Annotated in this window: 14 protein-coding genes; 1 reads left to right on the top strand and 13 read right to left on the bottom strand. The window is 68.4% G+C overall.

The window, feature by feature from the left end; translation table 11 throughout:
* Position 1 precedes the first annotated feature (1 nt).
* The 12 genes from JOD54_RS21690 to JOD54_RS21745 form a co-directional block, all read right to left on the bottom strand.
* On the bottom strand, positions 2-514 hold the full coding sequence (locus JOD54_RS21690; protein WP_204452565.1) for a PaaI family thioesterase: 513 nt from the start codon (positions 512-514) through the stop codon (positions 2-4).
* Positions 511-1,299 carry a ferritin-like domain-containing protein gene (locus JOD54_RS21695; RefSeq protein WP_204452566.1) on the bottom strand — a complete coding sequence of 263 codons (789 nt, stop codon included), beginning with the start codon at positions 1,297-1,299 and terminating at the stop codon, positions 511-513. The genes JOD54_RS21690 and JOD54_RS21695 overlap by 4 nt, the downstream gene beginning before the upstream one ends.
* 28 nt (positions 1,300-1,327) lie before the next feature.
* Entirely contained in the window at positions 1,328-2,935 is a 1,608-nt protein-coding gene (locus tag JOD54_RS21700; RefSeq protein WP_204452567.1) for an AMP-binding protein, read from the bottom strand.
* Positions 2,928-3,593, bottom strand: a complete 666-nt coding sequence (locus tag JOD54_RS21705; protein WP_204452568.1) for a 4'-phosphopantetheinyl transferase family protein — start codon at positions 3,591-3,593, stop codon at positions 2,928-2,930. The genes JOD54_RS21700 and JOD54_RS21705 overlap by 8 nt, the downstream gene beginning before the upstream one ends.
* Positions 3,590-4,771 carry a cytochrome P450 gene (locus JOD54_RS21710; protein ID WP_204452569.1) on the bottom strand — a complete coding sequence of 394 codons (1,182 nt, stop codon included), beginning with the start codon at positions 4,769-4,771 and terminating at the stop codon, positions 3,590-3,592. The genes JOD54_RS21705 and JOD54_RS21710 overlap by 4 nt, the downstream gene beginning before the upstream one ends.
* A gap of 284 nt (positions 4,772-5,055) precedes the next feature.
* Positions 5,056-5,412: a MaoC/PaaZ C-terminal domain-containing protein gene (locus JOD54_RS21715; protein WP_204452570.1), complete on the bottom strand. Its 357-nt coding sequence runs from the start codon at positions 5,410-5,412 to the stop codon at positions 5,056-5,058.
* Entirely contained in the window at positions 5,412-5,807 is a 396-nt protein-coding gene (locus tag JOD54_RS21720) for a hotdog family protein (protein WP_204452571.1), read from the bottom strand. The genes JOD54_RS21715 and JOD54_RS21720 overlap by 1 nt, the downstream gene beginning before the upstream one ends.
* Before the next feature lie 155 nt (positions 5,808-5,962).
* Complete coding sequence (locus tag JOD54_RS21725; protein WP_307860203.1) at positions 5,963-7,216, bottom strand: sigma-70 family RNA polymerase sigma factor; 1,254 nt, start codon at positions 7,214-7,216, stop codon at positions 5,963-5,965.
* On the bottom strand, positions 7,189-7,608 hold the full coding sequence (locus JOD54_RS21730) for a YciI family protein (protein WP_204452573.1): 420 nt from the start codon (positions 7,606-7,608) through the stop codon (positions 7,189-7,191). Before JOD54_RS21730 ends, JOD54_RS21725 begins: the two co-directional genes overlap by 28 nt.
* 118 nt (positions 7,609-7,726) lie before the next feature.
* On the bottom strand, positions 7,727-8,632 hold the full coding sequence (locus JOD54_RS21735) for a hypothetical protein (protein WP_204452574.1): 906 nt from the start codon (positions 8,630-8,632) through the stop codon (positions 7,727-7,729).
* 231 nt (positions 8,633-8,863) lie between these two features.
* Positions 8,864-9,718 carry a phosphotransferase gene (locus tag JOD54_RS21740; RefSeq protein ID WP_204452576.1) on the bottom strand — a complete coding sequence of 285 codons (855 nt, stop codon included), beginning with the start codon at positions 9,716-9,718 and terminating at the stop codon, positions 8,864-8,866.
* Between the two features lie 14 nt (positions 9,719-9,732).
* Positions 9,733-10,317, bottom strand: a complete 585-nt coding sequence (locus JOD54_RS21745; RefSeq protein WP_504739772.1) for a glycine-rich domain-containing protein — start codon at positions 10,315-10,317, stop codon at positions 9,733-9,735.
* A 70-nt stretch (positions 10,318-10,387) separates the two neighbouring features.
* Here JOD54_RS21745 and JOD54_RS21750 point away from each other — a divergent pair, with 70 nt between their 5' ends.
* Entirely contained in the window at positions 10,388-11,503 is a 1,116-nt protein-coding gene (locus JOD54_RS21750) for a helix-turn-helix domain-containing protein (RefSeq protein WP_307860552.1), read from the top strand.
* 236 nt (positions 11,504-11,739) lie between these two features.
* Here JOD54_RS21750 and JOD54_RS21755 read toward each other — a convergent pair whose 3' ends face one another.
* Complete coding sequence (locus tag JOD54_RS21755) at positions 11,740-12,276, bottom strand: GNAT family N-acetyltransferase (RefSeq protein WP_204456441.1); 537 nt, start codon at positions 12,274-12,276, stop codon at positions 11,740-11,742.
* Positions 12,277-12,285 lie beyond the last annotated feature (9 nt).

Consider the following 12,285-nt stretch of genomic DNA (forward strand, 5'->3'; position numbering starts at 1 on the left):
GTCAGCCGCCCGGCCGCAGACCGGCCAGCGCGTTCTCGATCAGTTCCACTTCGCCGTCCGACAGGTCCATCCGGTCACGGACCTGCTCGGCGGTCGCGGGCTGGTAGGTGCCGACGGCGGTCACGCACACCGCGCCGTCGGGGTCGGTGATCTCCGCGTACGCCCGGTACGGGGCCGCGCCCAGGTCCTCGGCCGTGGCCACGCAGCGGTAGCTGACGCCAACCGCGAGTGGGGACAGGTACCGGGTGCGCAGCGTGGTGGTGAACACCGACGTGCCGATCTTGAGCACCAGCAGGTTGCCCATGATCTCATCGCACACCGTGGTGGCGATCCCGCCGTGCACCACACCCGGGTAGGACTCGAAGGTCCGGTCCACCCGCAGCACGCACTCGATGCCGTCGCCGGAGTGCGTGAAGTTCAACCGCAGCCCGTGTTCGTTGCTGGGGGAGCAGCCGAAGCAGCTGTAGTCCGGCAGCACCCGCCACGGCACGACGACCGGTGTCCCGTCGCTCACCCGAGCGCCTCGGCCAACGCCCGGCGCACCTTGCCGTTGGTGCTCAGGTCCTTGCCGACCAGCTGACCGAACACCTGCCGGATCTTGCCCTGCAGCTCGTCGAGCTCACCCTGGTCGGCCACGCCCTCCAGGAACAGGTCGAACCCGGTGTCGATGGTCTCGTGGTCCTCGAGCTCGATCAGGTTGCTCTTGAACATGCTCACCGGGTGCTTGATCTTCTGGTCGCTGGTGTAGACGTACAGCGTCTCCAGCACCGACGGGATCTCCTCGGGCTTGCGCTCCAACCGGCCGCGGCAGTAGTGGATGAACTCGCGCGCGTGCCCTGCCTCGTCGCGGCTGGCGCGCAACAGGATGTCGGCCAGCACGGGTTCCTCCACGGCGGCGGAGACCCTGCGGTAGATGTGGTTGACGGTCAGCTCGGAGATGATGTTGGTCGCCAACGTTGCCGCCGGGGTGCTGCCCGGCGCGTACGGTTCGCGCATCGCCTGCACCGGCGCGTCATCGACAGCCTCGCCGATCGCCTCCAGCCACGACTTGAACGCGTAGTGGTGCTGCACTTCCTGGTAGCCCCACACCACCGCGAAGGTCGAGAAGTCGTAGTCGTCGACGAACTCGTTGAGGAACCCGTGCACCGCGGCGATCACATTGGACTCGCCCATGACGCCGCTCTTGGCCATCAGCACGTGCTCGGGCTTGACCAGGTCCTTGTCGACGCTGCCGAAGTCGATGTCCTTGAGCTGCCAGTGGACCCGTTCGTAGTGGGTGAAGACGTCGAAGCTGTGCATGTCCCCTTCTCCTCTGGATGTCTTTGCCCTAGCCGAACCTGGCCCGGGAAGCGAGTCGCTGGAGCTTGCCGCTGCTGGTGCGCGGGATCGCCTGCGGCGGCGCGACAACCACCCGCACATCGTCCAAACCGGTCGCGGTGGCCACTACCGACCGAAGCCGCTCCCGCAGCGCCGGACTGTCCTCTTCGGCCGACTCGACGACGAGAACCAGCCGCTCGGCCTCCTCGTCGAGGTAGGCCACGCACCGCCTGCGGTGGACGGCGGGGTCGGTGCGCACGGCCGCCTCGACATCCTCGGGGTAGTAGTTGTCGCCGCGCACGATGATCATTTCCTTGCGGCGGCCGGTGATGTGCAGCTCGCCGCCCGCGGTGTAGCCGAGGTCGCCGGTACGCAGCCAGCCGTCCTCGGTGAACGGCTGATCACCGCGCAAGTACCCCGCTGTCACCGAAGCACCCTTGATCTCGACCTCGCCCACGACGCGTTCCCCTTGGGGCGCGCCGGTGTCGGGGTCGGTGATGCGGACAGCCATGGCCGTCACCGGTCGTCCTACCGACACCACGCCGCGGGCGTCGGGGTTCTCGCGGTCGACCGGGACGGCTTTGCCGGTTTCGGCCAACTGCGGTCGGTCCACCCAGTCGACGCGCGGTGGTGCGGTCAGCTCGGAGAACGTGACGGGGAGCGTGGCTTCCGCGAGGCCGTATACCGGAAGCATCGCCTCGCGCCGGAAACCGGCAGGGGCGAAGTGGTTCAGGAACTCTTCGAGGGTGTCCACCGCGATGGGCTCAGCGCCGTTGAACGCCACCCGCCACTGGCTCAGGTCGTACCCCGACACCTCCTCCTCGGGCACCGCGCGAGCCATGGCGTCATAGGCGAAGTTCGGCAGCGGACACGCTGTCACACCGATCTCCGACATCAGCCGCAACCAGTGCGCGGGGTCCTTCACGAACACCGACGGCTGCCACACGGTCAAAGGGATCGGGTAGTACAACGCCGCCAGCGAACCGAACAACCCCATGTCGTGGAACAACGGCAGCCAGTTGCCCGCGCGATCCGCCCCGCTCAGCTCGATGCCGTTGTTGATGGCGGTGAGGCAAGCGAGCACGTTCGCATGCGACAGCCGCACGCCCTTGGGTACGGAGGTGCTGCCGGAGGTGAACTGGACGATCAGGTCGTCATCGCCGCTCACACCACTGCCCGGTGGTGCCTCGTGCTCGCGCAAGTCTCCGGTGGACAGGGCGGTTGTCCCGTCGAGAGCGGGGCCCAGCACGCCACGCAGTTTCGTCAACCGCTCCGACACGACCACGGTCTCGATGTCGGCCGCTGTGATGACGCCACGCACCCGAACCTGGTAGCCGTCACGGGCCATCGTCGGCAGGGGGAGCGGGCACGCGCAGGCACCGAGGATGCCCAGCGCGAGGAGCACGCGGAAGAAGTCGGCCTCGTTCTGGCACAACAGTCCGATCCGGTCCCCGCGCCGTATACCGGCGGCGGCCATCGCACCCGCCATCGCGTGCGACTGGTCCAGCAACTCGGTCAACGTCAACTGCTCGCGACCGGTGTGGAAGGTGATCGGCGTGTCGGGGCCTCGCTCCGCCGCGGCCGCCAGAGCCGCGTGGAGCGTAGTGGGTTCAGGCACGATTGCCGCCGAACGCGTGCAGCCCTTCGGCCAACCGGCGGGCGGGGGAGTCGTCAACTTGGGTTACTTGTGTGAATGACCAGCGGTGATCGGACACTGTTGGTGCCCACACCTGAGTCCGGACCTGGGGTGGCGCGTCGGCATGCACGGTGAGTGCGCAATGCCTGTCACCCAGATCGACCGTCCGGGTGAGAAAACCCCGGCCGTACGGCCAGTCCACTGTGGACCAGTCAGTGCTGGGATCATCCGCGAACCCGATCGTCCGCAGCCCGGCACGCAGCCCCCGCCGAGTCGCCTTGGCCGCGCTCTCCTTCGCCGTCCACAGCGCCCGCGCCGACAGCGGCCCCGCGGCCTCGTCCGCCGCGCAGAACCGGTCCGCCACCTCGCGTAAGTCCTCCTCCGCCGCGTCCTCGACGTCGATGCCGCACGTCGCGGCGCTCTCAGCGAGAACGAGGAAGTCCTGGTCGTGGCTGGCGTTGCCGGACTCAACCGCAGCGACCTGCGCCAGCACCCGCGCCGCCTGCGCCTGAACCCGCCGCCTGCCGGTAGTGCGCCGCGCGATCGCGGCCCGGTCGCGGTCGGACAGATCCGGTTCGGCGTGGCCGCGCACCTGGTCGAGGGCGCGCAGGGACACCACGTGTACCGCTACGCGGGTCACGACGTGCTCGCCCGCAACTCGGACAGGCCTCGGAACTGCAAGTTGTCGGCGCGCCAGGTCAACCGGTCCGGTTCGACCAGCCGCAGGTCCGGCAACCGCCTGGTCAGCTCGGTGAGGGCGATCTTGCCTTCCAACCGCGACAGGCCCGCGCCGATGCAGTAGTGCACGCCCAAGCCCAGTCCGACGTGCCCGGTGTCGCCCCGGGTGACGTCGATGCGGTCTGGGTCGGCGAACCGCTCCGGGTCGCGGTTCGCCGAACCTCGCATGAGGTAAGCCAACTGGCCCTCGCGCAGTTGCTTGCCCCGCAGCTCCACATCCCTGGTCAGCAGCCGGTGGGTGAGCTGGACCGGACCGTCCCAGCGGATCACCTCGTCGACCGCGCCGGGGATGGTCGACGGATCGCTCTTGAGCAGCTCCCACTGGTCGCGCTGGGTCAGCAGGCCCGCCAGGCCGTTGCCCAGCATGTCGATCGTGGTCTCGAACGAGGCCGCGATCAGCAGCAACAGGTTAGACACCAGCTCGTCGGTGCCCAGCCGATCGCCCTCGTCATCGGCGGCGACCAACCTCGACACCAGGTCATCGCGCGGCTCGACCCGCCGGGCTTCCATGATCTCGGTGAGGTAGTCGATCATCTCGTGCACCGCTTCGGCGGCCGCCTGGGCGCCACCGAGATCGGTGGCCGCACCGAGGAACACCTTGAGCGCGTCGCACCAGTCGGTCACCCGGCGCGCGTCGGCAGGGGGCAACCCGTAGAGACCACAGATCACCAGAGCCGGTACCGGGAAACAGAAGTCGGCCATGAGGTCGACCTCTTCGCGCGCGACCGCCGCGTCCACCAGGTCGTCCACGATGCCCTGGATCATCGGCTCCAGCAGCCGCACCGCGCGCGGGGTGAACCCCTGGTTCATCAGCTTGCGCATCCGGGTGTGCGTGGGCGGGTCCAGCATCCACATCCAGTGCCCGGCCAGCTCCAAGAACCGCGCCACCGCCGGGGTGGGGTTCGAGCCGCCGCGCTGGGCCACCAGCAGCGCGATCCGCCGCGAGGAGAACGTCTCGTGGTCGCGCAACGCCGCGGTGACGTCGTCGTAGCGGGTGATCACCCAGCCGCCGAGCTGCTCGTTGAAGTGCACCGGGTCCTCGGCGCGCAACCGGGCGTAAGTGGGATAGGGGTCGCTCATCACCTCTCGGGTGAGTAAGCTCGTTAACCCGATCTGATCCGTCATCCTGCGCACGTCCCCCCGATATCGACGTTTATCGCGGCAGCGCGCCGAATCCGCGCTCGTGGCGATTGGCCCCATTCGCCGTTGCGTCCCCAGTGAACCCCAAGCCCGGCGAGATCCGCAAGGAATTGTCACCTGGGAAAACCGGAACGCACCAATTCAACCGCCGAGTGTGGACATCCCGCACGGGTGTGCGGTATGGCCGCGCGGGAATGCGGCATGGCGTAGCGCGTACGGGTCGATCAGCCCAGGACGGCGGCGGTCCCGGTGCCGCGCAGCACCTCGGCGGCGGCCGTCGCGACCACCACGGTGAAGGCGATCTCGGCCCCCTCGAGCGCGTCCACGGTGACCGAGGTGGTGATCTCGTCACCGGCGAACACCGGCGCCAGGAAGCGCAGGTCCATTCCGGTGACGTGCACGTCGTCGTCGGCGAGCAGGGGGGTGCCGGAGAGCGTCAGGAGGCCCTGGGCGACCTTCTTGCCCGCCATGCCCGCGATGTGGTGCGCGCCGAAGTCGCCGGTCAGCCGCGCGCAGGCGGCGATGTCGGCCTCGGAGACGGTCCTGGTGGCGCTGCGCTGCTCGCCGACGGTCACGCCCATCAGTGCCCACTCCCCGCGGTCAGGACCACGCCCTTGCTCGTCCCGGCGATGACCACCTCGTCGCCGCAGAGGATCCGCGCCTCGAAAGCGATCTTGGTGGCGGCCTCGCCCGGCTCGAGCCGGGTGATCTCCAGCTCCGCGGTGATCTCCTCGCCCACCTCGACCGGACGGCGCACCGTCCAGGTCATCCGCCCGGACAGGTAGTCGATGTCGCCGCCGAGCTTGGTCAGCGGGGCCACCACGAGCAGGTACGGCAAATACCGGGGCACGGAATTGTCCGGATATCCGGAAAGGCGCCGGAATTCCCGAACCTCCGCCTCGGTGTAGGTCCTGCTCGTCCGCAGCACATCGCCGACGGTGACGTCGCCGTGCGCACTCGGGATGGTCGTCGTCACCGAATTCCCTTCTCGTCGGCCGAGAATTCACCCACGAAACCCACGCCGTTGTCGGGCCACAACCACGCTAGCACGCACCGGCTAACACGCCAACGGACCGTGATCAGTGCTTGACGCCGAGTGCCATGCAGCAGGACAGGCTCGTGCGTGTCGGGTCAGCCGAGGGCGTCCAGTTTGTCCCGCAGCACAGCCCGTTCCCGGTCGTTGCCGCACAGTTCCACCGCCAGCTTGAACGCTTCCCGCGCCTCATCGTCGCGACCCAAGCGCGCCAACAACTCCCCGCGCACGCTCGGCACCAAGTGCGACTGCGGCAACGCATCCCCCAAACCGTCCACAATGGCCAAAGCAGCCGCCGGGCCGCGGGCCATCGATACCGCCACCGCGCGGTTGAGGTCGACCACCGGGGACGGGGTCAGCGTGCCGAGGGCCTCGTACAACGCCACCACCCGCTCCCAATCCGTCTCCTCCACCGACGGCGCCACCGCGTGGCACTGGGCGATCGCTGCCTGCAGGCCGTACGCGCCCAAGCCGCGGCCCGCCTGTTCGGCCCGGGCCAGCGCCGCCCTGCCGCGGCGGATCGCGGCGTGGTCCCAGCGGCCGCGGTCCTGGTCCTGCAGCAGCACCGGGTGACCGTCGGGGCCGGTCCGGGCGGGGAAACGGGCCGCGGTCAGCTCGAGCAGTGCCAGCAGGCCGTTCACCTCCGGCTCGTCCGGGATCAACCGCGCCAGGACCCGGGCCAGTCGTTGGGCCTCGCTGGCGAGGTCGAAACGGATCAGGTCGGCGCCGGAGCTGGCGGACGAGCCCTCGGTGAAGATCAGGTAGATCACGCTGAGCACCGACCCCAGCCGCGCGGGCCGTTCCTCGACCGGGGGTACCTCGAAGGGCACCCCGGCCGAGGCGATGGCCTTCTTCGCCCGGGTGATCCGCGCCTGCACGGTCGCGGTCGGCACCAGGAACGCCCTGGCGATCTCGTCGCTGGTCAGACCACCGACGACACGCAGCGTGAGCGCGACCCGGGACTCCCGCGCCAACACCGGGTGACACGCGGTGAACACCAGCGCCAGCACGTCGTCGTCGATCTGGTCCGGGTCCCAGTCCACCGTCACGCCGTCCTCGCCCTCAGTGGCGAGGACGGCGTACTTCTGGTCCAGGGTCGCCCGCCTGCGGTAGGCGTCGATCGCCCGACGCTTACCGACAGTGAGCAACCACCCGGCCGGGTTGTCCGGGACCCCTTCGCGCGGCCAGTTCACCAGCGCCTCGGCGAACGCCTCCTGCGCCAGGTCCTCGGCCATCGCGAAGTCCCCGGTGTAGCGGGCCAACGCGCCGACGATCTTGGCCGATTCGATCCGCCAGAGCGCGCCGACCGCGTCGCGGTCCCCGCTCAGAGCTGCCCGGTCGCCTCGCGCCACGCGCGCTCCTTCTGGATCCACTCGTTGTCCTGCGGGAACTCGTCGATCGAGGGCACCCGGCGGATCTCGGTCTTGAACCCGGCCCCGGTCATCGGCATCCGCTTCGCCCACTCGACCGCCTCCTCCTTGGAGGCCACGTTGAGCAGGTAGAACCCGTTGAACAGCTCCTTGGTCTCCCCGTACGGCCCGTCGGTCACCACCGGCGGCTCCACCGAGTAGTCCACAACCACCCCGTCAGCCGCGTCGGACAGGCCCTCGGCCGCCACCAGCACGCCCGCCCGGATGAGCTCGTCGTTGAACTTGCCCACGGTCGCCAGCATCTCGCTGAAGTCGAACTCACCCATCGCGGCGTAGGCCTCGTCGGACGCGCGCATGATCAGCATGTACTTCATCGTCGTTCTCCCTGGCTTCACCGGGACCCTCTCGGCCCCGCTTCACCCCTAGGTCGAACGGGCCGCGCCGTGGATCGACACACCGCCCGAACTTTTTTCCCGAGGTATGTCCGGCAGCCTATGTCGCACCCCCGCGCCGACCCCCGAGGGGGTTCCCACCTGCGTTAACCTTCCGCCGCCACAACGGCCCCGCCATGGCAGGAGGCGTGGTGTCCCGGTGCGCGTACCAGGTCGCCTCCCACTGCTCGGGCGGCAGCGCCACGGTCGCGCACACCTCCCGGGCGAGCTCCTCCGGGCTGCGCCACTGGGTGTAGAGGTACACCAGGTAGTGACCGGTGCTGAGGGTGACTCGGAAGAGGTCGGGCTCCACAGCGCCCACCCAACCGAGGGAGAGGCCGTACTCGAGCAACTGGCCACGGTCGATCCCTGCGTACACAAGACGGCGCGCAGTCCGAGGCGGCGTCTCCCACGACGTGTCGGCGACGAACCTGGCGAGCTCGCCGTCGTACTGCGCGGCGGTGAAGGTCACGTTCGGCCCCACCTCCGGGTCGTCGGGCCAATCCCAGTGCACCAGGTCGCCGTCGCGGGTGATCGTGACCTCCGCGTTGTAGGCCTCCCAGAAGCCGTCCTCGTACGCGATGAACTCCTCGTGCTGGACGACGATCGGAACCTTCCGTGGTTCAGGACCACCCGTCAGCAGGTTGTCGGGCAGCAGAACCTGGTCCGGATCCACCCCCCGCACACCCCACACCGCCGTCATCTCCGTCCCGTTGACCTCGACCAACACCTGAAACACGTCCTCCCGCGGCCCCGGCGCCACAGACAACCGAAGCCTGTCCACCGCAGCCCGCCTGATCACCCCACCCCCAGCCGCCGCCGTGAACCCCAAGGGCACGCTCCCCGGAATCCCCAGTTCCTCGGACATCGCCGCCACCAACTCGCCGATCTCCCACCTCGAGTCCCGCGCCGAAGCCCCCGCAAGATCCCGCAACCCCGCCGAATCCACCCCGTCGACCAACGCCATGCAAGCCTCGTGGATCAGGTCACGGGGCCCCGCCCCATCCCTCTCCCAACGACGGACGGCCCGGTAGAGACGTTGCTCAACGGATTCACTCACCCGGCCATCCTCCACACCCACCACCAGCGCCGCACTGGGATTTCCCACCGCCCCCGGAGGCACGTTCAGCATCGACCGAGTTCAGCGAATGACACGCCTGACCTGCGATGCTGGTGGAACGCTAGTAGCTCGCGGCCGCTATCCGAGACGGTGTTGCGCCCATGCGCGGGCGGCTGCGGTCGTATTGGTGCTAGGGAACTTGCGTTCCCAGAGACGCAGTACGGACGCGGCGAAGGCGGTCAGGGCGTCGGGGTTCGCGTCTCGGAAGCCGGGAATCCGGTTCGCCCATTGTTCCGCTTCAGCCGGGGGGTGTCCGGCGGCGATGAGCCGGATGAGGACGAAGGCCGGGTCGATCCACGCGGCGCCGGTTCGCCACCATGCCCAGTCGATCACTCGGGCCGTGTCGGCTATGAGGAAGTTCGCCGGGTTGAGGTCGGTGTGGATGAGCGCCGGGCCGTCGATGTGTTCCGGGGCTCGGGACGCCCAGGAGGTGAGTGTGTCCGCGTTGTCGACTGACCAGGCGGACGCCTTCTCGGGCGGTGCCGCGTGGATCTCGGATGTGAGTGCCCGTGCCCATTGGGTGGACATCGCACGGCGGCCTGCTGGCACCGACACCTGTGCGATGACGTTGACCGCGTCGGTCACCAGCGGGATATCACCTGATCCTGGGGAGAGGTCGGCGTGCTGCCCGGTCACGTGCTCGAAGCCGAGCAGCAGCCAACCCCCTTCTTCGACATGCCACAACAAGCGCGGCGCGAGTTCCGCAGGCAGAAATTGGCTTACGCTAATCTCATTGTGATGCATGACGGACAATGACGACGCCGTCGTGATTCCCTTGCAGAAAATCCGCCCTTGCGATGTCCACAACGTGGCGGCCAGTTCCGAGTTTCGACCAGAAGTCGCGGACTCAGCCTTGAGGATCGGTCCGGTGCGATCCTCCGCCGCGCGCTTCACCGGTTCGGGCAAAACGTCCCACTCACAACGGGTCGTCATCCACATCCCTCGTTCTAGCGGCAGAAGCCGCCGTCGTCATCGCCCCCCTGGCCGCAGTCGGTGCACCCGGAGTGACACTGCGAGCAACTGCCCGCGTCCGTTCCCCACAACTGAGCGTCGACCTCGAAGCCAGCAGCGGTCAGGGCCTCCACAGTAGGGGCCAGTGCCGCACGCATGGCGGTCCGGGTGGCCGTGGGACGGGCGAACTCGTCCGGCACATGGTGGATGAACCCGGCGCCCAGGTGCGCGCAGAACTCGGCGTAGTCCCGAGTGTTGAGGATGAACATGTGCCAGCCCAGGTCCACGCGCTTGCTCGGGCGGAACCGCTTGCCGGGGCTCTCCGCGCAGATGACCAGGAACGCGACGGTGGCGTTCACGATGCGGACCGCTTCATCACCCGTCATCCCGGCGTGCTCGCGGATCAGTTGGCCCACCAAGCGGCTGTGAAGGCTCCGCGAAATCGAGTCAGCTGGGTTCCGCACAATAGCGAGCGTCATGACTCTCCCTTGATTCTCTGGTCGACATTCGGGTAAGTGCCATTCCCAACTCTTCCGGAAGGCTTGCGCCTCGGTAGTAGCGTGACTGTCGCGGAGTGTCATCGGAAGGACTCGGGCGTCCACAACCGTCCACAACTCAGGGGGAGCGGTCCGCGTGCACGAAACGGGGCGGGTGCTGAGAGCAGCACGGGAGAACGCCGGGCTCAGCCTGGCGACGATGGCGAGCCGCGTTCACTACAGCAAGTCCACGCTTGGCATGGTGGAGACCGGACAACGGACCGCGACACCGGACCTGGTAGCCGCATACGAACGAACGCTGGGCGTTCAGGGGTTGGGTGAGGATGTGAACCGACGGGAACTACTGGCGGCCGCTGCGGCAGTGCTGGCAGGCGGCCACGCCCCTGCCCCGCTCGTGCGCCTCTTGGACGGCTTGACGACGACCGACCACCCCGGGCAGGTCGGTCGGTCCGAGGTCGAAGCCGTCCAGCAGGCAACAGCGACCTACACGACGATGGACCTCCGGTTCGGCGGTGCCGTCGCCGCAGACCTGTCCACCGGTGCACTCAGATGGGCTGTGAACCTGCTGGACGCACCCATGCGAGACGACACCCGCGTAGCACTTAGCGCGGCCGTCGGGGCACTCGCGGACCGAACCGCCTGGATCCACTTCGACGCCGGACGCACCTACTCCGCACGCCAACTCTCCACACTCGCCCTACGCACCGCCGACGAGGGCGCAGACCCCGACCTTCGCGCGCACGTCCTGCTCAACATCGCCGCACAAGTCGGCGAAGCACTCCCCGCCGAAGCCGTCGGCCTAGTCGGCGCCGCCCTGTCCGACCGCCGAGTGTGCACGCTGGAACGAGCGAACCTGCACGCCGGACTGGCCGGACACCTCGCGAGATCCGGCGAGAAGGACCAAGCGCTCCACCACATCCGCGAGGCCGAAACACTCGCCGCTCGCGGCGGCAACACCCCCGAGTGGGCTGGGTTCCTCACCCAGGACCACCTCAACTCCATCATCACCCAAGCACTAGCGGCAGCCGGTGAACATGCCGAGGCCATCCAACGATTCGAAGACCTCCTACCCCGCATCGGCACCGACCGACTCCGTGGCCGAGCCGGACGAATGATCGACCTAGCCGAGGTCTACGCGGCAACGGGAGAACTGGAACAGGCAACCTCACTCGCACGGAAGGCAAGCGAAGCACTCACCGACGTCCGCTCAACCCGAATCACAGCCCGACTCGCCCAATTGAACGAAAGCGTGGCACGAGTTGCCTCGTAGACCCGCGCCACGCCAGCTTCACACGCCATTCGATCCCCCCTTCGCCCGCCGACGTCGCACACCTACCGTCGCGGAAACGTGCAGCTCACGGCGTGTGCGGGTTCGTGTGAATGCTGTACGAGCCTGCCCGGGGGCGCCTCAAGTGCAGCGCTTCGACTGCCGCTGACTTGGCCAGTGAGTAGCAACAGCGAGAGCGGTCCGCTGCGGCCGAGTGTCCGACCGCAGCGGAGGAAAGGCTATTGCTTGCCAAGCTGCTGCTTGATCGCCGACGGGCCGGGGAAGTCGGCGGGGATGGCGTCCATGATGACCTCGTCAACGCGCTCGCCGAGCCAGTAGCCGGACTGGCGGCGCAGGCCAACGTGGCGGAAGCCCGCCTTCTCGTAGGCGCGAACGGCGCCCACGTTGGGGGCGAGGACCGTCAAGTGCACGCAGGCCAGGTTGGTGATGTGGAAGGCGTAGTCGAGCGTCAGACGGGTCGCCTCCGTGCCGATACCGCAGCCTCGACTGGCTGCGTCGCCCAGCAGGATGAAGTACTCGGCGATGCGGTGGCGGTGGTCAACCTGGAAGGCGGTCGTGCCCACCGCGGTCGGCGCGCCTCCGGCGAGGTCATAGACCGTGAAGCGAGCTTGGTTGTCCGTCCGCCGCAGCTGGTGGCCCAGCCCCTCCGTCCGCTCCTGCAGCGACTCTGGCGTTTGCTGGCCATACCCCACCAGGACCTGGGGGTTCTGCTCCCAGCGCCAGTACGGCCCCAGCGGTCTCGCCCGAGGCCCGATTGCCGAGGA

The sequence above is a fragment of the Actinokineospora baliensis genome, assembly GCF_016907695.1.
Taxonomy (GTDB): Bacteria; Actinomycetota; Actinomycetes; order Mycobacteriales; family Pseudonocardiaceae; genus Actinokineospora; species Actinokineospora baliensis.

What these genes read in the sequence shown, in the direction of transcription:
- JOD54_RS21715 (WP_204452570.1), bottom strand. Translation starts at nt 5,412, where the DNA reads ATGGGCGTGACCGTCGGCGAGCAGCGCAGCGCCACCAGGACCGTCTCC.
- JOD54_RS21735 (WP_204452574.1), bottom strand. Translation starts at nt 8,632, where the DNA reads ATGGCGTTGGTCGACGGGGTGGATTCGGCGGGGTTGCGGGATCTTGCG.
- JOD54_RS21730 (WP_204452573.1), bottom strand. Translation starts at nt 7,608, where the DNA reads ATGAAGTACATGCTGATCATGCGCGCGTCCGACGAGGCCTACGCCGCG.
- JOD54_RS21745 (WP_504739772.1), bottom strand. Translation starts at nt 10,317, where the DNA reads ATGACACTCCGCGACAGTCACGCTACTACCGAGGCGCAAGCCTTCCGG.
- JOD54_RS21740 (WP_204452576.1), bottom strand. Translation starts at nt 9,718, where the DNA reads ATGACGACCCGTTGTGAGTGGGACGTTTTGCCCGAACCGGTGAAGCGC.
- JOD54_RS21710 (WP_204452569.1), bottom strand. Translation starts at nt 4,771, where the DNA reads ATGAGCGACCCCTATCCCACTTACGCCCGGTTGCGCGCCGAGGACCCG.
- JOD54_RS21695 (WP_204452566.1), bottom strand. Translation starts at nt 1,299, where the DNA reads ATGCACAGCTTCGACGTCTTCACCCACTACGAACGGGTCCACTGGCAG.